Raw genomic sequence first — 18,713 nt, 5'->3', positions numbered from 1 at the left:
TTTCGGAAAAATCATGCGGGTCCTCAGACCTGCATGATTTCTTCCTGCTTGGTTTCCAGAGCCTCGTCGACCCGCTTGATATACTGGTCGGTCAGGTCCTGGACTTCGGATTCCCAGAATTTCTGGTCGTCCTCGGACATGCCGTCGGCCTTTGCCTTCTTGATCTGGTCCATGCCGTCGCGGCGCACGTTGCGGATCGACACGCGGCAATGCTCGGCATAATGGCCGGCCACTTTCGTCAATTCTCGGCGGCGCTCTTCGTTCAACTCTGGGATCGGCAGCATGATGATCGTGCCGTTCAGCTGCGGATTGATGCCCAGCCCGCTTTCGCGGATCGCTTTCTCGACCTTGCCGACAAGGCTCTTGTCCCAGACGTTGATCGTCACCATGCGCGGTTCCGGCACGTTCACCGTACCGACCTGGTTGATCGGCGTCATCGACCCATAGGCGTCGACCTGTACAGGCTCCAGCATCGAGGCCGAGGCGCGCCCCGTGCGCAGTGATGCGAATTCGGTCCGCAGGTTTGCGATGGCGCCGTCCATACGGCGTTTGAGATCGTCGGTATCGAGTTCGAAATCGTCTGACATGGTAATTGCCCGCTCAGGTGGTCTTTGTTTCGCCAGCGTTCTAAGGCAGGCGCGCCCGGATGTATAGGCATTTGCACAGGCAACCCCGTCCCCGAAGCGCCGCTCCCGGCTTCTTCTGGCCACAAATATCCCGGGGTGAATGCCGCCGGCGGCGGCAGAGGGGCAGCGCCCCTGCCCCGGCATGCGATCAGCCGATGACCTTGGTATAGGTGCCCTGCCCGGCAAGGATGCCGCGGAACCCGCCGGGTTCATCCAGGCTGAAAACGATGATCGGCAGGTTGTTGTCGCGCGCCAGCGCGATGGCCGAGGCGTCCATGACCTTCAGGTGTTTGGCCAGCACGTCGTCATAGGTGATCGTGTCATAGCGCACCGCGTCGGCATGTTTCACCGGGTCCTTGTCATAGACGCCGTCCACCTTTGTGCCCTTGAAGATCGCCTCGCAGGCCATTTCATTGGCCCGCAGCGTCGCGGCGGTGTCGGTGGTGAAATAGGGGTTACCGGTGCCCGCGGCAAAGATGCAGACCCGCTTCTTTTCCAGGTGACGGACGGCGCGGCGGCGGATGTAGGGCTCGCAGACCTGGTCCATCGGGATGGCGGAAATCACCCGGGTAAACACCCCAAGCGCTTCCAGCGCGGATTGCATCGCCAGCGCGTTCATCACCGTCGCTAGCATGCCCATGTAGTCCGCGGTGGTGCGTTCCATGCCCTGGGCGCTGCCGGACAACCCGCGAAAGATGTTGCCGCCGCCGATCACCATACAGATTTCGACGCCCAGCGAATGCACCGATTTCACCTCTTCGGCAATGCGCTGCACGGTCGGCGGGTGAAGACCGAATCCCTGATCCCCCATCAGCGCCTCCCCCGAAATCTTCAACATTACGCGCTTGAACTGGGTTTTCGGGGCTTCCTCGGTCATTGTTGCGCTTCCTTCCGGGCCGGGTCTAAGGTTGGGTTGGAAAATGTCAAAAAATGCCGGGGGATACAATCCGCGAAACCGGTTAATTTGCCTGCGGGAGAGTGACGGTTGTGCCTTGACGTGAAAGCCCTGGACCCGGCGCGCCCGGTGCTGATCGCCGGGCCCACCGCCAGTGGAAAATCCGCGCTGGCGCTGGAAATCGCCCGCACGCAGGGCGGCGTGATCGTCAATGCCGACGCGATCCAGGTCTATGCCAACTGGCGCGTGCTGACCGCGCGCCCCGATGCCGGCGACGAAACCCAGGCGCGGCACGCGCTTTACGGGCATGTCGCCTGGGATCACCCCTATTCCGTCGGCCATTGGCTGCGCGACCTGGAGCCGCTGCTGACCGGGCCGGATCGGCCGATCATCGTCGGAGGCACAGGGCTGTATTTCATGGCCCTGACGGAGGGCCTGGCCGAGATCCCGCCGACCCCAACTGCGATCCGGGCCATTGCCGACGCCCGCCTGCGCGACGAAGGGCGTGCGGCGCTGCTGGCCGAACTCGACTCCGCCACGGCGGCGCGGATCGACCGGCTGAACCCGATGCGGGTGCAACGCGCCTGGGAAGTCCTGCAAAGTACCGGGCGTGGAATTGCCGACTGGCAGGACGATACACCGCCACCGCGCCTGCCATTGGGCGACTGTGTCCCGATCCTGTTCGATGTCGACAAGGACTGGCTGAACCGCCGCATCGCGCGACGTTTCGATCAGATGATCTCGCGCGGTGCACTGGACGAGGCGCGCGCGAACCTGCCGATCTGGGATCCGGCGCTGCCCTCGATGAAGGCGATCGGCGCCCCGGAACTGATCGCCCACCTGAAAGGAGAGATTTCGCTGTCGGTCGCAAAAGAACGCGCCACCATCGCGACCCGCCAGTTTGCCAAGCGCCAGCGCACCTGGTTCCGCGCACGGATGTCGGATTGGTTGCGCTATCACCCGCAGAAGCGTACCGACGAAACGACCCTAGCGAATCCCTGATCCGATGATGCCTCCGCGCCCCGCCTTCCTGAGCAAACCGATGGCCGCCGCCACATCCGGCGCGCCCGCACCGGTGTCGGGCGGTGTCCGGCTGGTTCCGTTGGCGCAGCTGACCGCCAGCAATTCCTGGCGGTTGTCGCTGCAGCATGACCGACCGGAAAATCTGCTGGTCTGGTTTACCCGCGGACAGGGCCGTGTCACCGTAAATGGTGTGCGCCGGGGCATCGGCGCGCACAACGCGATCTACCTGCCGGCGCGCACGCTGATCGCGATCGAACCGGGGCCGCAAAGCCTGGCGCAGGTGCTGATCTCTCCGACCGGACTGACCGGGCAACTGCCGCACCGGCCCGTGCACCTGAGGGTGCGAGAGTCATTGGCGCAGGGCGAATTGACCGCGGAACTGGACGCAATCCAGCGCGAGTTGCGCGAAGATCGCCCCTATATGGCAGCGGCTTTGCAGGCCCGGATCGGGCTTGTTGCGGTCTGGCTGCACCGGCAGGTTGAAGCCGGCAGTTCCGACGCGCCGCGCGAAACCGCCGCGCACCGATTGGTGAAACGCTTTGCCGCGCGGGTCGTGGCGCAATACAACACCGATCAAACCATGGCCGAGCATGCCGAGGCACTGAACGTCACCCCCACGCACCTGACCCGCGTCTGCCGCGAGGCCTGCGGCCTGACCGCTGCCGACATCCTGACACAGCGCCGTCTGTACGAGGCGCGCCTGCGCCTGGCTCAGCCCAGGCCCGCGATTCAGGACATTGCCAGCGACCTTGGCTTTACCTCTGCCGCATATTTCACGCGCTTTGTGCAACAGCACACCGGCATGACACCGTCTGCGCTGCGCGCGCAGGGGGCGCAGGTCCGCTAATTTGCCTGTCAAGCAGATTTAACGGTTGCGGCACGCGCCCGTGTCGTTTTTGAATGTGCAGTATGTCGCATTTGGCTCGCAAAATGACGAAAGCGGTCGTTGACGGTTGGGCAATTCTATTGCCGAATGCTGGCGAGCGTTGGTTGAGACGCCAGGGGATTGCGGGGGAGAGCAATCTTATTAAGCCAAGCCCCGCGAAACGCGCATGAAAATAACACCAGGGAGAAAGAAATGACCAACAAGACCGAACAGCAGCGGCTTCATCCCGCTGCAAAGATGTATGCGAAAGAATTCAAGGAAGGTCTGTTGGACCGCCGCGAATTCCTTGTGCGTACGACGGCGCTTGGCGTCAGCGCCGCAGCGGCCTATGCCCTTGGCGGGCTGACCGCGCCGACCAAGGCACAGGCCGCGACGATGGGCGGCAGCGTACGCATGCAGATGGAGGTGCGCGCGTTCAAGGACCCGCGCACCTATGACTGGACCCAGATTGCCTTCTTGACCGCTGGCACACTGGAATACCTGGTTGAATACAACTCGGACGGTTCGTTCCGCCCCATGCTGCTGGAAGGCTGGGACGTCAACGACAACGCCACCGAATACACGCTGCACGTCCGCAAGGGTGTGAAGTGGAACAATGGCGAAGACTTTACCGCCGAGGATGTTGCCCGCGTGATCACCGACTGGTGCGACAAGACCGCCGAAGGCAACTCGATGGCGGGCCGCATGGCAACGCTGATCGAAGGCGACGGCGCAGCCCCCGGTGCAATCACCGTTGTCGACAGCCACACCGTGTTGCTGAAGACCAGTTCGCCCGATATCACCATCATCCCCGGCATGGCGGATTATCCGGCGGCGGTTTACCACAGCAGCCTCGACGCCGCGGCGCCCATGTCCGACCTGGTCGGCACCGGCCCGATGAAGGTGACCGAGCACGAAGTGGGCGTGAAAGCCGTGTTGGAAAAGACCGATCATGCCTGGTGGGGCGACACCGCCCTGGACGGTGGCGGCTTCTACCTCGACCGGATCGAATACATCGACTACGGTCAGGACCCCGCAGCCTGGGTTGCGGCGGCAGAAGCCGAGGAAGTCGATGTGTTCTATGAAACCGTTGGTGACTTCATCGACATCATGGATGCGATCGGCTGGGAAAAATCCGAGGTCGCTTCGGGTGCAACCATCGTCGTGCGTCCGAACCAGCTGGCCGAAGTTGGCGGCATCAAACCCTATGCCGACAAGCGCGCACGCCAGGCGCTGATGATGGCGGTCGACAATTCGATCTGCCTTGAACTCGGCTATGCCGATCGCGGCCTGGAGGCGAACAACAGCCACGTCGGCCCGATGCATCCGGAAAACGATCCGACTGTCGAACGCTTCCCCTACAATCCCGATGGTGCGTTGGCGCTGTGGAAAGAGTCCGGGATGGACCCGGACTTCGAGATCGAGATCCACTCGATCGACGACGACTGGCGCAAGAACACCACCGACGCGGTGGCCGCGCAACTGCGCGACGCCGGATTCAACGTCAAGCGAACCCTGCTGCCCGGGTCGACCTTCTGGAACGACTGGACGAAATACCCGTTCAGCTCGACCAACTGGAACCACCGTCCGCTGGGCACCCAGATCCTGGGTCTGGCATACCGGTCTGGTGAAGCCTGGAACGAATTCGGCTGGGCCAACCCGGAATTCGATGCCCTTCTGTCCGAGGCCAACGCCATCGCAGATGCCGACAAGCGTCGCGAGGTCATGGGCAAGATGCAGCGCATGATCATCGACGAAGGCGTGACGGTGCAGCCCTATTGGCGGTCGCTCTATCGTCACATGCGCCCGGGGGTGAAAGGTGCGGACATGCACATCGCCTACCTGCCGCAGATCTACAAGTGGTACGTCGAAGGCTAACCCTTCGTCACCGGGGCCGCGCAGAAATGAGCGGCCCTTTTTGCCCTGCGGCCAGGTACCCTAAGGCCGCACACACAGCCGACAAGGCCCGTTGACGACGTATCGACCGGCCACAGCCACCAACAGGGGCGCTTATGGGACTGTTCATCTTACGGCGTGTCGGGATCATGATCCTGACGGCGCTTTGCCTGACCTTCATCGTCTTCTTCCTGACGAACCTTTACCCGAACCTTGAAAAGCTGGCCAAATCCGAAGGCAACTTCCGCATGTCGGATGCCGAGGTATCGAGCTGGCTGGAAAAGGGCGGATATCTTCAGCCACTTCCGGTCAAGTACGGCGAATGGCTTGGGGTATTGCCGTCGCACCGATACGAAGCGCCGGATGGCAAGGTTACGGGCCGCTGCATCGAACCCGGCATGTCCGCTGAAGAGGCGCCCAATTTCTGTGGCATCCTGCAAGGCAAATGGGGCCGGTCGACGGTGTTCAAGGACGGTGTCGGAGACATCCTGTCGGTCCGTGGATGGCAGACCGCCAAGCTGATGTTCTGGGTCATGGTCGTGATGGTGCCCTCGGCGCTGATCATCGGGGTTCTGGCCGGGATGCGCGAGGGATCGGTGACCGACCGTACCCTGTCGACAGTGTCGATCACCACAACGGCCACGCCGGAATATGTCTCGGGCGTGATCTTCATCGCGGTGTTCGCCTCTTCCGCGGTAGGGTTGAAATGGTTCAAGGGGACAGCGACCAGCGCGATGGAGGATATCACCTTTGCCAACTTCACCTTACCGGTGCTGACCATCGCGCTCTACGGTATGGGATATATCGCGCGGATGACGCGCGCCAGTATGGCCGAGGTCATGACAGCGCAATACATCCGCACCGCCCGGCTGAAGGGCGTGTCGTTCCGTAACATCGTCATCAAGCACGCGATGCGGAACGCGCTGATCGCACCATTCACGGTGATCATGCTTCAGTTTCCGTGGCTTCTGAACGGCGTTGTGATCGTTGAAACGCTGTTCAACTACAAAGGCTTTGGCTGGACGCTGGTGCAGGCGGCCGGCAACAACGACATCGAATTGCTTCTGGGCGTGTCGGTGGTTTCGGTTGTCGTCGTCCTTGTGACGCAGCTGATTTCCGACATCGGCTATGTCTACCTCAACCCGCGTATCAGCATCAGCTAAGGAGAGACCAGATGGAACCGCTTTCCTGGGCTGAAATCATCACCCGCATCCTGACACAGCTGACGCCGGTCTGGATCGCGCTGGTTGTCACCTTTGTCGTGTCGATCAAATTCAAGCGCAAGCTGGGGCTTTACGGCAAACTGTTCGACAGCACGATCGGCATGATCGGCTTTGCCATCGTCATGTTCTGGGTCTTCACCGGTGTCTTTGCCGCCATGGACCTGCTGATCACCCACGACCCGATCCGACAGGTGTCGGGCATGAAAAACAAGCTGCCGGGCACGCCGCTGCGCGGTGCCGAGGCGGGGGACTATCCCTATTATCTGCTGGGTGGCGACAACCTGGCGCGCGACATCTTCAGTCGGGTGGTCAAAGGCAGCTGGATCGTGATCCAGATCGCGCCGCTGGCCACGCTGTTCGCCTTCATGGTGGGGATCACTCTGGGCCTGCCGGCGGGTTACTACGGTGGCAAGCTGGACACGACGCTGTCGTTCCTGGCCAACCTGATCCTGGCTTTCCCGGTGATCTTGCTGTTCTACCTGCTGGTCACGCCGGAAATCGTGCTGACCGGGTTGCCGCAATACATGGCAGCCGTCTTGTTCCTGTTCCCGCTGATCTTCTTTGGCGTGCTGATCAACGCACGCTACCGGACCCAGCCAGGCAAGAACTATACCTGGCTGGCCCTCGTGCTGATCCCTCTGGTGGTGCTTTATGGCTCGGCGATCAATGCCGAAGGGACCAAGATCGCCTTCTGGCCCGTGGACCTGTTCGACATCCCGCCGGGGATCCTGGTTGTGTTCGTGTCGGTGGTCTTCGTCAATTCGCCCACGGTTTTCCGCATCGTTCGCGGACTGACCATGGACATCAAGACACGGGACTACGTGGCTGCCGCCCAGACCCGGGGCGAGCGCCCCTGGTACATCATGCTGTGGGAAATCCTGCCCAACGCACGCGGACCGCTGATCGTCGATTTCTGCTTGCGGATCGGATACACCACGATCCTGCTGGGGACCTTGGGGTTCTTCGGACTGGGCCTGCCGCCGGAAAGCCCGGACTGGGGGACCACGATCAACGACGGGCGCAAGCTGCTGTCGATCTATCCGCACCCCGCGCTGCCACCGGCGCTGGCGCTGCTGTCGCTGGTGCTGGGCCTGAACTTGCTGGCTGATGGGCTGCGCGAGGAATCGTTGCGCGATTGATGAACGGTGCCGGGGGGCCAGCCCCCCGGACCCCCCGGGATATTTTCCGCCAGAAGAGGCGCAGATGCGGGCTCTCTGGTGGCTCCGAAAGGGAGAGAACTGATGAAACAACCTGACTATGACGGGCCAATCCTTGAAATCGACAACCTGTCGATTTCCTTCTTCACCCGGCTGCGGGAAATCCCGGCGGTGATGGATTTCTCGGTCAAGGTGCAGCCTGGCGAGGCGGTGGGGCTTGTCGGCGAATCCGGCTGCGGGAAGTCCACCGTGGCGCTGGGAGTCATGCAGGATCTGGGCAAGAACGGGCGCGTCGTCGGTGGCTCGATCAAGTTCAAGGGCCGCGACCTGGGTCAGATGAGCGCCGACGAGTTGCGCGATATCCGGGGCAACGAAATCGCGATGATCTATCAGGAGCCGATGGCCTCGCTCAACCCGGCAATGAAGATCGGCAGACAGTTGATGGAAGTGCCGATGATCCACGAAGGGGTCAGCGAGGCCGAGGCCTACAAGCGCGCGCTTGAGGTGGTGACCGACGTGAAGCTGCCCGACCCCGAGCGGATGCTGAAAAGCTATCCGCACCAGTTGTCGGGAGGACAGCAGCAACGCATCGTCATCGCCATGGCGCTGATGTCGAAACCGTCACTGCTGATCCTCGACGAGCCCACCACCGCGCTGGACGTGACGGTCGAGGCGGCGATCGTCGAACTGGTCAAGGACCTCGGGCGGAAATACGGCACCTCTATGCTGTTCATCAGCCACAACCTTGGTCTGGTTCTGGAAACCTGCGACCGGCTGTGCGTGATGTATTCCGGCGAGGCAGTGGAGCGCGGCAGCATCAAGGACGTGTTCGACGAGATGCAGCACCCCTATACACAGGCACTGTTCCGGTCGATCCCGTTGCCGGGGGCGGACAAGAATGCCCGCCCTTTGGTTGCCATACCCGGCAACTTTCCCCTGCCCCACGAACGTCCGCCGGGCTGCAATTTCGGCCCGCGCTGCGACTATTTCGAGGCCGGGCGTTGCGACGCACAGGATATTCCGATGTTCGACGTGCCCGGCAACGACCGCCATGCAACGCGCTGCCTGAAGTACCAGGAAATCGACTGGCACGCACCGATCACCCTGGGAGAGACCCGGGAAAAGGGTGAGATCGGCAAGGTCGTCCTGAAGATGGACAACCTGAAGAAATATTACGAAGTCGCGGCAAATGCGCTGTTTGGCGGGTCTGGCACGATGAAGGTGGTCAAGGCCAACGAAACCCTGTCGTTCGAGGCGCGCGAGTCCGAGACCCTGGCCATCGTCGGGGAATCCGGCTGTGGCAAGTCCACGTTTGCCAAGGTGCTGATGGGGCTCGAAACCGCAACCGACGGCCAGATCCTGCTGGACAACCGAAACATCGAATCCACCCCGATCCAGGCGCGTGACACCCAGACCATCGCCGATGTCCAGATGGTGTTTCAGAACCCCTTCGATACGCTGAACCCGTCGATGACCGTCGGGCGGCAGATCGTCCGGGCGCTGGAAGTTTTCGATGTGGGCGACAACGATGCCGACCGCTGGGGCCGGATGCTGCGGCTGTTGGACCTTGTGAAACTGCCACGCGAATTCGCCACGCGGATGCCGCGCCAGTTGTCGGGCGGGCAGAAACAGCGGGTCGGGATTGCCCGTGCCTTTGCGGGCGGTGCACGGATCGTGGTGGCCGATGAACCGGTGTCGGCGCTGGATGTCAGCGTGCAGGCGGCGGTGACGGATCTGCTGATGGAAATCCAGCGCGAACAGAAGACGACGCTATTGTTCATCAGCCATGACCTGTCTATCGTGCGCTACCTGTCGGACCGTGTGATGGTGATGTATCTGGGCCATGTGGTCGAACTGGGCACCACCGATCAGGTGTTCTCGCCGCCCTACCACCCCTATACCGAGGCGCTGTTGTCCGCCGTTCCCATTGCCGACACCAGCGTCAAGAAAACCGAGATCGTGCTGGAAGGCGACATTCCGTCCGCCATGAACCCGCCGCCGGGATGCCCGTTCCAGACGCGCTGCCGGTGGAAATCGCATGTGCCCGGCGGCCTGTGCGAGCGCGAGGTGCCACCGCAGCGCACCATGGCCAACGGCCACCAGATCAAGTGTCACCTGTCAGAGGAAGACTTTGCCAGTATGGAACCGGTGATCAAGATCGCGGCAGAATAAGAAAGGGCGCCTGCTCATACCCGGCACGGGCGCCCCTGGTTTGACGGAAGCTGTGGGTGGGCACATCGCGAGTGAACACATGGGACACCAGATGTGCCATGTGAGCGATGGGCGCGAGCAATCTGCACGCGCATCCTGTTCAGGAAGCGCAGTCACCCCTTGCGTCATATGCGTTGGAAGGGGCGGCACCCGATCAAAGGCGCACGGCAAGCAGCCGCAGTGAACGCATGAGCCGTAGCGATGGTGTCGGCGGAAGAACAATGTGTCGGGCGAGCGACGGCCCAGGTCAGACCCGGAGCGCCCCTCAGCTTCCCCAGATCTTTTTCACATAATTCTTGGTCTCGCGGTATGGCGGCACACCGCCGTGTTTTTCCACCGCCCCCGGCCCCGCATTGTAGGCCGCAAGCGCCAGCCGCCAGGATCCGAACTTGGCGTGCATCTGTTTCAGATAGCGCGCGCCACCTTCCAGGTTTTGCGCCGGGTCGTGCGGGTCAACGCCCAGTTTGCGGGCGGTGAACGGCATCAGCTGGGCCAGACCGATCGCGCCTTTGTGTGACTTGGCCGAGGGGTTCCAGCCGGATTCCTGTTGCACCAAGCGCAGGAACAGGTCTTCGGGCACGCCGTGCTTGCGCGCAGCCTCGCGTGCCATGCCGGCATAGACGCCCTTGTAGCGCCCGCGATAGGCCGGCGAGACGCCGTCATCGCTGCCCCATTTTGTGGGCGTCACCACCTTGGGCGGCTGCAACCTGACAGAGTTGTTGTATTGCTGCGCCGCGCGGGTATCGAGAACGCGGGTCTGCGATGAAAACAGCCGAGCGCGGTTCTTGGACGACAAGACGTCTGCCTGCGCCTGTCCGGCCACAGCCAGCGCAATGATCGCTGCTACGGTGCTTGCCCGTCCTGCTGCCATAACCTTCAGCCCTTCGCGCCCCTGAACTCTGCGCGAAACTATAGCGATTTTGACGCATGGTGCCACCCCATCTTGTGGCAATCGGCGGTCTCTGGCCCGACGAAGGCCCGTTAATCGGAAATTCACTCTGTCCCCTCAGTCTCTGCCCGGCTATAGCATCTGGAACAGTCCACGAGGGCACGGAATCGAGAACCACCGCAGGGGGAAATGATGGCAGGATCCGTCAACAAGGTCATTCTGGTCGGCAATCTGGGGCGCGACCCCGAAGTGCGGACCTTCCAGAACGGCGGCAAGGTCTGCAATCTTCGTATCGCAACATCTGAAAACTGGAAAGACCGCAACACCGGCGAACGACGTGAACGCACCGAATGGCATTCGGTCGCGATATTCTCGGAACCGCTGGCGCGCATCGCGGAACAGTACCTGCGCAAAGGCTCCAAGGTTTATATCGAAGGCCAGTTGGAAACCCGCAAGTGGCAGGATCAGTCCGGCCAGGATCGCTACACGACCGAGATCGTTCTGCGGCCCTACCGCGGGGAACTGACCCTGCTGGATGGGCGCAGCGAGGGCGGCAGCGGCGGCGGTGGCAGTTTCGGCGGCGGCTCCTCGGGCGGTGGGTATGACCAGGATTACGGCGGCGGCTCGGGCGGCTTCGGCGGCGGGTCCGGTGGCGGTTACGGCGGTGGTTCGGGCAGTGGCGGCGGTTCGCGCCCGCCGTCGCGCGACATCGACGACGAAATCCCGTTCTGATCGTTCAAACATCCGCAAACAAAAACCGCCGGGTCCAACCCGGCGGTTTTCTTTTGTGCCCCGCTGTCCGGGGGGCAGCGCCCCCGGAACAAGAGTGTCAGAGGCCTCAGTTCATTCCCAGCGCCTGCTTGACCTGCGTCAGCGCAGCCTTCAGAGCGTCAGGGTTGTCCTGGGCCTGACGCAACACTTCCTTCAGCGTAGCCTTCTGGATCGCGCCCATGTCGGCGCCGTCGATCATCTCTCCGACCTTGTCGAAGTTGAAGCCATCGACGGTCAGCAGATCGGCGATCCCGGGCTGCGCCGCGTCCGCAGCCCCCGTCACCGTGTCCTGAGCCGCGGCCTCGGTCGTGGCCTCTGCGGCATCGGATGCCGCTTCGACCGCTCCGTCAGCCGCTTCGGTGGCATCGCCGGCCACTGTGGCGGCGGCTTCGGTCGAGTCTTCGACTGCGGCTTCCACGGCAGTCTCTGCGCTGCTTGCGGCCTCTGTCGCGGCTTCGTTCGCCGCTTCCGCCGCCTGTTCTGCGGTCTGTGCGGCATCGGTGGCCACGCTCATTGCCTCTTTCGCAGCGTCCGTGGCGGCATCAACCGCCGAAGACGCGGCCTCTCCTGCCGCCGCGGCGGCGTCGGTGGCGGCGTCAGTCGCGCTGTGCGCGGCTTGCTCTGCGGTGTCCGCGGCCTTTTGCGCCGCATCGTCCAGTGCGGCGGCAGCATCGCTGGCCGCCTCTTTCGCGGCGTCAACCGCCTGTTCCGCCGCGGTGGTCGCCGTGTCTGCGGCTTGCTCTGCGGCGGATGTTGCGGCCTCGACCGCCTGTTCCGCGGCCTGCGCTGCTGTCTCGGCAGGGGTTATCGCCTTGGGTGCGGCGGCTTCAGGCGCGGGGTCCGCCGCCGGAGTATCCAGCGGCGCGGGCGCCGTCACCTGCGCGTCAGATGCGGGAGCGGCCGCTTCGGTCTCCAGCAAGCTGCGGGTGTAGTAGAAATACGCACCAGCCGTACCAGCCGCGATCACCGCGGCGACGAGGATATTCTTCATTGTCCGGTCTCCTTTGTCCGGGCAGGCCGCGAAGGCCCGCGTCATCTGTCCCGTGACTTGTGCCCATCCGGGTCGAAGGACAAGGGGAAGTTCCAACATCAATCGGCATATCCGCGACAAACCGCCGGGAATCCGCTTGAATCACACCGATGGCAAGTCTACCTTGCGCAGCTAGTAAGAACCACGACAAAGGAACGTTACCATAGCCCGCAGACCGCACAACGCGCCACCCGCGCGCGACACAGGCCCCCGCGTCAATGAGCGCATCCGGGCCCCCGAAATCCGACTGATCGGCGCCGAAGGTGAAAACCTTGGGGTTGTTCACCCGGCCAGGGCAATGGACCTTGCCGCCGAAGCGGGTCTTGATCTTGTCGAGATCTCGCCGAACGCGACTCCGCCGGTGTGCAAGATCATGGACTTCGGCAAGTTCAAGTATGAACAGCAAAAGCGTGAAGCCGAGGCCCGAAAGAAGCAAAAGATCATCGAGGTGAAAGAGGTCAAGATGCGGCCCGGCACCGACGATCACGACTTCGAGCGCAAGGTGAGCGACGCGATCAAGTTCCTGGAAAAGGGCGACAAGGTCAAAGTCACGCTGCGGTTCCGTGGCCGTGAAATGGCGCACCAGAACCTTGGACGTGAATTGCTGGAACGTGTGGCCGCAAAGATCGAAGGCCATGGCAAGATCGAAAACATGCCGAAAATGGAAGGCCGTCAGATGATCATGATGATCGGCCCGGTTGCCAAGTAATCTCGACATGCTGCGACGACTCCGGTGGCCCCAATTCGGGGCCACTTCGTTTTTCAAGCCCAGGCAACAGGACACGACCGATGTGGGAAGCCCGCTTTGACCGCCCCGACTATCTTTTCGGCACCGCTCCTACGGCCTTTCTGCCGCGACGGGCGGACTGGTTTCCGAAGGGCGCAACGGTGCTGTCTGTGGCCGAGGGCGAAGGCCGCAACGCGGTTTGGCTGGCGCAGCAGGGACTGAAGGTCACCGGCCTTGAAAACGCGCCTTCCGCGCTGAAAAAGGCCCATGCGCTGGCCCGTCGCTTCGGCGTCGATCCGACCTTTGTCGAGGCCGATGTCCTGGCACATGACTGGCCCGAAGCCGCCTTTGACATCGCACTTGGTATCTTTATCCAGTTCGCTGGCCCTGCCGATCGAACGGTGATCGTCGATGGCATGAAACGCGCGGTCAAACCGGGCGGGCTGCTGATCCTGCACGGGTACACGCCGAAACAGATCGAGTATGGCACCGGCGGCCCGCGTGCCGTGGAAAACATGTACACGCCGGATCTGCTGCGCAACCTTGTGCCCGGCTGGACAGTCGAATTGTGCGACGCTTATGAAGATGACCTTGACGAAGGCGTCGGCCATTCCGGCCGCTCCGCGCTGATCGACTTCATCGCTCGCAAACCGGTTTCGTAAGACCCCGACCCTAGGCGCCCTGTCGCAAGACCCGGGTCATCTCGGCCAGGATCGAGACCGCGATCTCTGCCGGGCCAGATGCGCCAATGGCCAGTCCCACGGGGCCGCGAATGCGGGCGATTTGAACGTCGGTAAAGCCGCGCTCCTGCAACCGGGCAACGCGTTTTGCATGGGTCCGGCTGGACCCAAGCGCGCCGATATAGAAGCAGTCCGATTTCAGCGCCGCCCCAAGCCCGGGATCGTCCAGCTTGGGATCGTGGGTCAACAGCACAAGCGCGGTACGCGCATCCAGCCCTTCGGCGGCGATGGCATCGTCAGGCCAGTCGTGCACCAGCTTTTCACCAGGAAAACGGCTTTCCGAGGCGAACGCCTCACGCGGGTCGATGATCACCGGGTCATAGCCCGCGATCCGCGCCATCGGGACCAACGCCTGCGCGATATGCACCGCGCCGACCACCAGCAGTTTCAGCGGCGGGTTATGTATCGCGACGAAGGTACGGCTGTCTTCCTCAAACCCTGACCGGTCCATCCGGAATCTCTCGTCATGACCGGCACGGTCGAGATGACGCGCGCCGGTGTCCAGATCGACGACATAGGCCATCGGGTGCCGTGCGGCCCGTGCGGCCACCAGTTTGGCCAGCATCGGTTCGGGCAGGACCTTGCCTATCGGTTCCACCAACACCCGGATGGTGCCGCCACAGGCCAGCCCCACGGCAAAGGCATCGTGATCGCTGACGCCAAATTCCAGTTCTCGCGCGGTGCCTTCTTCCAGCGCTTCCAGCGCCTCGACCACCACCGCGCCTTCGACGCAGCCGCCGGACACCGACCCGGCGATTTCGCCGTCACCGGATATTGCCAGTTGGCTGCCGACGCGGCGCGGTGCGCTGCCCCAGGTCTGGATCACGGTTGCCAGAACCGCGCCCTTGCCAGCCCGGTGCCAGGCCAGCGCGGTTTCGGGAATGTTGTCAAAACGGTCCATCGGTGGCCTCCCTCGTTTCGCTAAGCAGGACAGCGGATGCCGGCAAGGTCAAGGGGGAAACCGCCCTTGAAACGGCAAAGGCCGGCCCCGGATTGTCCGGAACCGGCCCTCCCCAACACGTCGGGTTTCCCCAGGACGTTCTTATTCGGCAGGCACTTCTGCGGTCTGCTGGCCACCGGCCAGGCTATCGGGCAGCACGAACGCCACCACGACAAAGACAACGCCCAGAATGATCCCGAGAATGTCGCCCGACATCGCCATAAGACCGTCATAGCTGGACCCCGGGACCGTGCCCAACGTGACCTTGCCGCCGGCAAGGTCTGTCAGCAGGCCCGATGCTTTCCATGCCGGATAGGTCACCATGTAGGCCGCAGCGCCCAACAGGCCGCCCAGAATGAAGAACAGCGCGTCCTTGCGGCCCGTCGCAGCGGCGCACACGCCGGTACCAGGGCAATAGCCGGAAGCCGCCCAGCCCGCGCCCAACATCAGCCCCCCGATGAACACGCCGACATAGGCGGCCTTGACCGACATGTGACCGACGTCGACAAGCCCGACCATCTGGCCGCCGAACATCAGGATCGACCCGGTGCCGATGGCCAGCAGGATGGTCTTCATCAGGTGCAGGCGACGCAGGGTCAGCATGCCGCCAATCCAGTTCGGGTTGGTCGCGCCGATCCGGTCCAGAACCGCACCAAAGGCCGCGCCGATTGCGATAGCGAGAACGATTTGCATGGCTCAGCCCTCCTTGTACATCATCATGGCAACGGGGATCGCGGCCGCAAAGGCACCCGCGGCAAAAATGTAGCCCGACAAAGAGGTCTGCATCATGCCCGACATCATGTGACCCGAGGTGCAGCCCCCTGCCAGACGCGCGCCGTACAGCACGATGAACCCGCCCAGGAACGCCACCGCGTAGCGCTTCATCGGGCTGTCGCCGTAGTTGGCCCGCCAGATCGCCGGGGCTGCGCGTTCCGCCTTGCCCACGCCGCCACGCGCCACGGCCGACGCGAAGGACCCAGCCATCATCGCCAGGACAAAGATGAAGCTGTAGTTGATCGGGTTGGCGGCGGACTTGGCGTATTTCCCGCTCGACTTGGCCATATAGGCATTGGTCGAGGTGTATTTGCCATCGTCGGTCTGGGTGATGAATTCCGAATTGACCACGTCCGCCACGATCCCGTCCAGGATCACGAATTGCGTCGAAACGCCGATCGGTTTGACCAGAAGGACCGCGGCAAAAAACACCGCGCCCAGCAACAGGCCACCGATTTTCCAATTGAGCGTCATAAGACCCCCTTTCCCTTTTGTGTGTCGGAACGGGGATAGGTCAAATTCGGAGGTCGGAATATGACCCAGATCAAAATATGCAGAAATCCAAATGTAATTCGCTTACAGCAGAACCATGCAGACCCCGCAGCACCGCGCAAGACCCTGGCAGAGCGCTACAAAAGCGCCATGAGCCGGGCCTTTTCGCCGCTGTCGGCAGGACGCGAAATTGCCTCGGCCAGCGCCTCCAGAGACTGGATCGAATGACCGGCACGGAAGCTGTCGACATGGGGCAGCATGGCGCGAATGCCGCTGGCCTTGGGCGCGAACCCTTCCCAGCGCAGCAGCGGGTTCAGCCAGATCAGGTGACGCGCCGACAGGTGCAACCGCTCCATTTCCTTTTCCAGAGTCCCGCTGTCGTCGCGGTCCAGCCCGTCGGTGATCAACAGCACCACCGCCCCCTGCCCCATGACCCGCCGCGACCAGTCACGGTTGAAGCCGTGCAGGCATTGCCCGATCCGCGTGCCGCCCTCCCAGTCCTGCGCCTCGGCCCCGGCGGCCTTCAACGCGGCATCGACATCGCGGGTTTGCAGGTGGCGGGTGATGTTGGTCAGCCGCGTGCCAAAGGTGAAGGCGTGCACCCTGGCCCAGCCCGCGCCCTTTTCATTTGCCACCGCGTGCAGAAAATGCAGCACCATCCGGCTGTATTGCGACATCGACCCCGAGATATCGCAAATCACCACGAGGTTTGGCCATCGCGGCCGCGGGGTCAGCCGCTTGAGATCGCGGATCTCGCCGCCCTGCCGCATCGCCGCCCGGATCGTCCGGCGCCAGTCCATCCGCGCGCCGGTCAGCGCCGGCTTGCCGCGCCGCGACGGGATCGGTTTGACCGGCAGCGTCAACCGCGCCAGCATCCGCTTGGCCTGCGCGACCTCTTCGGTCGACATCTGTTCGAAATCCAGCGTCCGCAGCTTTTCCTCGGCCGACATGGTCAGTGTCATGTCCACCTCGATCGCGGTCGGTTCTTCCTGGTCCTGCGGCTCTGGCAGGTCCGGCACCTTGCCGTCCAGCAGCGCCTCTGCCGCGCGTTTCTCGGCGGCCTGGGCGGTGCGGTCTTCGGCGACGCCGCGCACCGCGGGCAGCATCAGCGACATCATGTGTTCCATGAACCGCGGGTCGCGCCAGTACAGCCGGAAGACCTGCCCGAAGACCGCGCGCTGTTCGGGGCGGTTCACGAAACAGGCCTGAAGCGCGTAGTAGAAATCCATCCTTTCGGTAAACCCCGCCGCCTCGACCGCGCGGATCGCGTCAAGGACGCGCCCGGGGCCGATCGGCAGACCGGCCCGACGCAGGGCGCGGGCGAAATGGAGGATGTTCTGCGCCAGGCGCGGGGTCTCGGGCAGGTCGAGCGGGATGTATTCGGGCATTACATACCCGACCGGGGGCTCTGCCCCCGGACCCCCGAGGTATTTGGAAAACCAAAGACGGGAAAGCCGATGTGCCGGGATGGCAAAAGGGTCATGCCGGTTCCAGCGCGGCCCGGGCATCGTCGAGGATGCGCCTGGCCTCGGAGCCTTCGATCCTGGCGATGTCGTCCTGGTATTTCAGGATCGCGCCCAGCGTGTCCGAGATCACCTCGGGCGACAGGTCGATCACGTCGAGCGCCAGCAGGCATTTCGCCCAGTCGATGGTTTCCGCGACGCCGGGTTTCTTGAAGATGTCCTCGGTCCTGAGGCCCTGCACGAAGGCGATGATCTGGCGGCTGAGGGTTTCGGCCACTTCGGGGGCGCGGGCGTGCAGGATATCCAGTTCGCGGTCGAACGTCGGGTAGTCGACCCAGTGGTAGAGGCAGCGACGCTTGAGCGCATCATGCACCTCGCGGGTGCGGTTCGAGGTCAGGATCACGATGGGCGGTTCCGGCGCCTTGATCGTGCCGAGTTCCGGGATCGTCACCTGGAAATCCGACAGCGCTTCGAGCAGGAACGCCTCGAACGGTTCGTCGGTGCGGTCAAGCTCGTCGATCAGCAGCACCGGCGCGCCGGCAGGATCGGGGCGCATGGCCTGCAGCAGCGGGCGTTCGATCAGGTAATCGGGGCCGAAGAGTTCGCGCTGGAGGACATCCTTGTCGGCATTTCCCTGGGCTTCGGCGGTGCGGATGGCGATCATCTGCGCCGGAAAATTCCATTCGTAGACGGCGCTGGAGGCATCGAGCCCTTCGTAACATTGCAGCCGGATCAGGCGGCGGCCAAGCGCCTGTGCCAGCGCCTTGGCGATCTCGGTCTTGCCGACGCCGGCCTCGCCTTCAAGGAACAGCGGGCGGCCAAGCCGCAGCGAGAGGAACACCACCGTGGCCAGCGAGCGACCGCAGACATAGCCAGTGTCGGCCAGAAGGGTTTGCACGGCGTCGATACTGTCGGGCATGGTCATGGCGGTCCTCCTGCCCCTTTGTGGCCGGGCCGCGGGCGCGCGGTCAATAGCGCTGCCGCGCCCTTG

At 63.1% G+C, this 18,713-nt stretch carries 18 protein-coding genes; 9 read left to right on the top strand and 9 right to left on the bottom strand.

Features of this window, described 5'->3' with window-relative positions:
• Nucleotides 1-23 precede the first annotated feature (23 nt).
• Together frr and pyrH are read right to left on the bottom strand one after the other, a co-directional pair.
• Nucleotides 24-587 carry a ribosome recycling factor gene (frr, locus tag VK792_RS04620; protein WP_326296179.1) on the bottom strand — a complete coding sequence of 188 codons (564 nt, stop codon included), beginning with the start codon at nt 585-587 and terminating at the stop codon, nt 24-26.
• A gap of 187 nt (nt 588-774) precedes the next feature.
• Nucleotides 775-1,503 (bottom strand): UMP kinase, encoded by a 729-nt coding sequence (gene pyrH / locus VK792_RS04615; RefSeq protein ID WP_326296178.1) that lies wholly within the window; start codon nt 1,501-1,503, stop codon nt 775-777.
• A gap of 120 nt (nt 1,504-1,623) precedes the next feature.
• Between pyrH and miaA the strand changes: the two genes are divergently transcribed.
• The 6 genes from miaA (at nt 1,624) to VK792_RS04585 (ending at nt 9,857) form a co-directional block, all read left to right on the top strand.
• Complete coding sequence (gene miaA / locus VK792_RS04610; protein ID WP_326296177.1) at nt 1,624-2,523, top strand: tRNA (adenosine(37)-N6)-dimethylallyltransferase MiaA; 900 nt, start codon at nt 1,624-1,626, stop codon at nt 2,521-2,523.
• 40 nt (nt 2,524-2,563) lie between these two features.
• Nucleotides 2,564-3,391: a helix-turn-helix transcriptional regulator gene (locus VK792_RS04605; RefSeq protein ID WP_326296176.1), complete on the top strand. Its 828-nt coding sequence runs from the start codon at nt 2,564-2,566 to the stop codon at nt 3,389-3,391.
• Between the two features lie 231 nt (nt 3,392-3,622).
• Nucleotides 3,623-5,287, top strand: coding sequence for an ABC transporter substrate-binding protein (locus VK792_RS04600; protein WP_326296175.1), 1,665 nt, complete (start codon nt 3,623-3,625; stop codon nt 5,285-5,287).
• A gap of 134 nt (nt 5,288-5,421) precedes the next feature.
• A complete protein-coding gene (locus VK792_RS04595; protein WP_326296174.1) occupies nt 5,422-6,468 on the top strand; it encodes an ABC transporter permease in 1,047 nt (348 codons plus the stop codon).
• 11 nt (nt 6,469-6,479) lie between these two features.
• On the top strand, nt 6,480-7,667 hold the full coding sequence (locus tag VK792_RS04590; protein WP_326296173.1) for an ABC transporter permease: 1,188 nt from the start codon (nt 6,480-6,482) through the stop codon (nt 7,665-7,667).
• 102 nt (nt 7,668-7,769) lie between these two features.
• On the top strand, nt 7,770-9,857 hold the full coding sequence (locus VK792_RS04585; protein ID WP_435404828.1) for a dipeptide ABC transporter ATP-binding protein: 2,088 nt from the start codon (nt 7,770-7,772) through the stop codon (nt 9,855-9,857).
• Nucleotides 9,858-10,161: 304 nt separating this feature from the next.
• On the opposite strand, the gene VK792_RS04580 is transcribed toward VK792_RS04585, so the two are convergent.
• A complete protein-coding gene (locus tag VK792_RS04580) occupies nt 10,162-10,767 on the bottom strand; it encodes a lytic transglycosylase domain-containing protein (protein ID WP_326296172.1) in 606 nt (201 codons plus the stop codon).
• Between the two features lie 210 nt (nt 10,768-10,977).
• Between VK792_RS04580 and ssb the strand changes: the two genes are divergently transcribed.
• Nucleotides 10,978-11,517 carry a single-stranded DNA-binding protein gene (ssb, locus tag VK792_RS04575; RefSeq protein WP_326296171.1) on the top strand — a complete coding sequence of 180 codons (540 nt, stop codon included), beginning with the start codon at nt 10,978-10,980 and terminating at the stop codon, nt 11,515-11,517.
• Nucleotides 11,518-11,623: 106 nt separating this feature from the next.
• On the opposite strand, the gene VK792_RS04570 is transcribed toward ssb, so the two are convergent.
• Nucleotides 11,624-12,547: a translation initiation factor 3 gene (locus tag VK792_RS04570; protein ID WP_326296170.1), complete on the bottom strand. Its 924-nt coding sequence runs from the start codon at nt 12,545-12,547 to the stop codon at nt 11,624-11,626.
• A 202-nt stretch (nt 12,548-12,749) separates the two neighbouring features.
• Between VK792_RS04570 and infC the strand changes: the two genes are divergently transcribed.
• Together infC and VK792_RS04560 are read left to right on the top strand one after the other, a co-directional pair.
• The gene (infC, locus tag VK792_RS04565; protein WP_353962935.1) at nt 12,750-13,295 is read left to right on the top strand and encodes a translation initiation factor IF-3; all 546 of its coding nucleotides are present in this window, start codon (nt 12,750-12,752) and stop codon (nt 13,293-13,295) included.
• 80 nt (nt 13,296-13,375) lie between these two features.
• Nucleotides 13,376-13,975 carry an SAM-dependent methyltransferase gene (locus VK792_RS04560; protein ID WP_326296169.1) on the top strand — a complete coding sequence of 200 codons (600 nt, stop codon included), beginning with the start codon at nt 13,376-13,378 and terminating at the stop codon, nt 13,973-13,975.
• Nucleotides 13,976-13,985: 10 nt separating this feature from the next.
• Here the strand turns inward: VK792_RS04560 and VK792_RS04555 are convergent, their stop codons facing one another.
• The 5 genes from VK792_RS04555 to VK792_RS04535 all read right to left on the bottom strand — a co-directional run bounded on the left by VK792_RS04555 (nt 13,986) and on the right by VK792_RS04535 (nt 18,647).
• Nucleotides 13,986-14,954, bottom strand: a complete 969-nt coding sequence (locus tag VK792_RS04555; RefSeq protein ID WP_326296168.1) for an XdhC family protein — start codon at nt 14,952-14,954, stop codon at nt 13,986-13,988.
• Between the two features lie 141 nt (nt 14,955-15,095).
• Entirely contained in the window at nt 15,096-15,686 is a 591-nt protein-coding gene (locus tag VK792_RS04550; protein ID WP_326296167.1) for a YeeE/YedE thiosulfate transporter family protein, read from the bottom strand.
• Nucleotides 15,687-15,689: 3 nt separating this feature from the next.
• Nucleotides 15,690-16,241, bottom strand: a complete 552-nt coding sequence (locus tag VK792_RS04545; protein WP_326296166.1) for a YeeE/YedE thiosulfate transporter family protein — start codon at nt 16,239-16,241, stop codon at nt 15,690-15,692.
• A gap of 155 nt (nt 16,242-16,396) precedes the next feature.
• Entirely contained in the window at nt 16,397-17,647 is a 1,251-nt protein-coding gene (locus VK792_RS04540) for a vWA domain-containing protein (protein WP_326296165.1), read from the bottom strand.
• Nucleotides 17,648-17,738: 91 nt separating this feature from the next.
• Nucleotides 17,739-18,647 carry an AAA family ATPase gene (locus VK792_RS04535; protein WP_326296164.1) on the bottom strand — a complete coding sequence of 303 codons (909 nt, stop codon included), beginning with the start codon at nt 18,645-18,647 and terminating at the stop codon, nt 17,739-17,741.
• Nucleotides 18,648-18,713 lie beyond the last annotated feature (66 nt).

This window comes from Mesobacterium hydrothermale, from assembly GCF_035818635.1.
In the GTDB taxonomy this organism is placed as follows: Bacteria; Pseudomonadota; Alphaproteobacteria; order Rhodobacterales; family Rhodobacteraceae; genus Mesobacterium_A; species Mesobacterium_A hydrothermale.
The sequence above is the reverse complement of the archived record's forward strand: the minus strand, read 5'-3'. Positions and strand labels throughout refer to the sequence as shown.

Excerpts from the sequence above, each read along its gene's own strand:
- VK792_RS04550 (WP_326296167.1), bottom strand. The coding sequence starts at position 15,686 with ATGCAAATCGTTCTCGCTATCGCAATCGGCGCGGCCTTTGGTGCGGTT.
- VK792_RS04580 (WP_326296172.1), bottom strand. The coding sequence starts at position 10,767 with ATGGCAGCAGGACGGGCAAGCACCGTAGCAGCGATCATTGCGCTGGCT.
- VK792_RS04535 (WP_326296164.1), bottom strand. The coding sequence starts at position 18,647 with ATGACCATGCCCGACAGTATCGACGCCGTGCAAACCCTTCTGGCCGAC.
- VK792_RS04590 (WP_326296173.1), top strand. The coding sequence starts at position 6,480 with ATGGAACCGCTTTCCTGGGCTGAAATCATCACCCGCATCCTGACACAG.
- VK792_RS04570 (WP_326296170.1), bottom strand. The coding sequence starts at position 12,547 with ATGAAGAATATCCTCGTCGCCGCGGTGATCGCGGCTGGTACGGCTGGT.
- ssb (WP_326296171.1), top strand. The coding sequence starts at position 10,978 with ATGGCAGGATCCGTCAACAAGGTCATTCTGGTCGGCAATCTGGGGCGC.
- VK792_RS04555 (WP_326296168.1), bottom strand. The coding sequence starts at position 14,954 with ATGGACCGTTTTGACAACATTCCCGAAACCGCGCTGGCCTGGCACCGG.
- pyrH (WP_326296178.1), bottom strand. The coding sequence starts at position 1,503 with ATGACCGAGGAAGCCCCGAAAACCCAGTTCAAGCGCGTAATGTTGAAG.
- VK792_RS04595 (WP_326296174.1), top strand. The coding sequence starts at position 5,422 with ATGGGACTGTTCATCTTACGGCGTGTCGGGATCATGATCCTGACGGCG.
- VK792_RS04585 (WP_435404828.1), top strand. The coding sequence starts at position 7,770 with ATGAAACAACCTGACTATGACGGGCCAATCCTTGAAATCGACAACCTG.
- VK792_RS04605 (WP_326296176.1), top strand. The coding sequence starts at position 2,564 with ATGGCCGCCGCCACATCCGGCGCGCCCGCACCGGTGTCGGGCGGTGTC.
- frr (WP_326296179.1), bottom strand. The coding sequence starts at position 587 with ATGTCAGACGATTTCGAACTCGATACCGACGATCTCAAACGCCGTATG.
- VK792_RS04600 (WP_326296175.1), top strand. The coding sequence starts at position 3,623 with ATGACCAACAAGACCGAACAGCAGCGGCTTCATCCCGCTGCAAAGATG.
- VK792_RS04540 (WP_326296165.1), bottom strand. The coding sequence starts at position 17,647 with ATGCCCGAATACATCCCGCTCGACCTGCCCGAGACCCCGCGCCTGGCG.
- VK792_RS04545 (WP_326296166.1), bottom strand. The coding sequence starts at position 16,241 with ATGACGCTCAATTGGAAAATCGGTGGCCTGTTGCTGGGCGCGGTGTTT.
- VK792_RS04560 (WP_326296169.1), top strand. The coding sequence starts at position 13,376 with ATGTGGGAAGCCCGCTTTGACCGCCCCGACTATCTTTTCGGCACCGCT.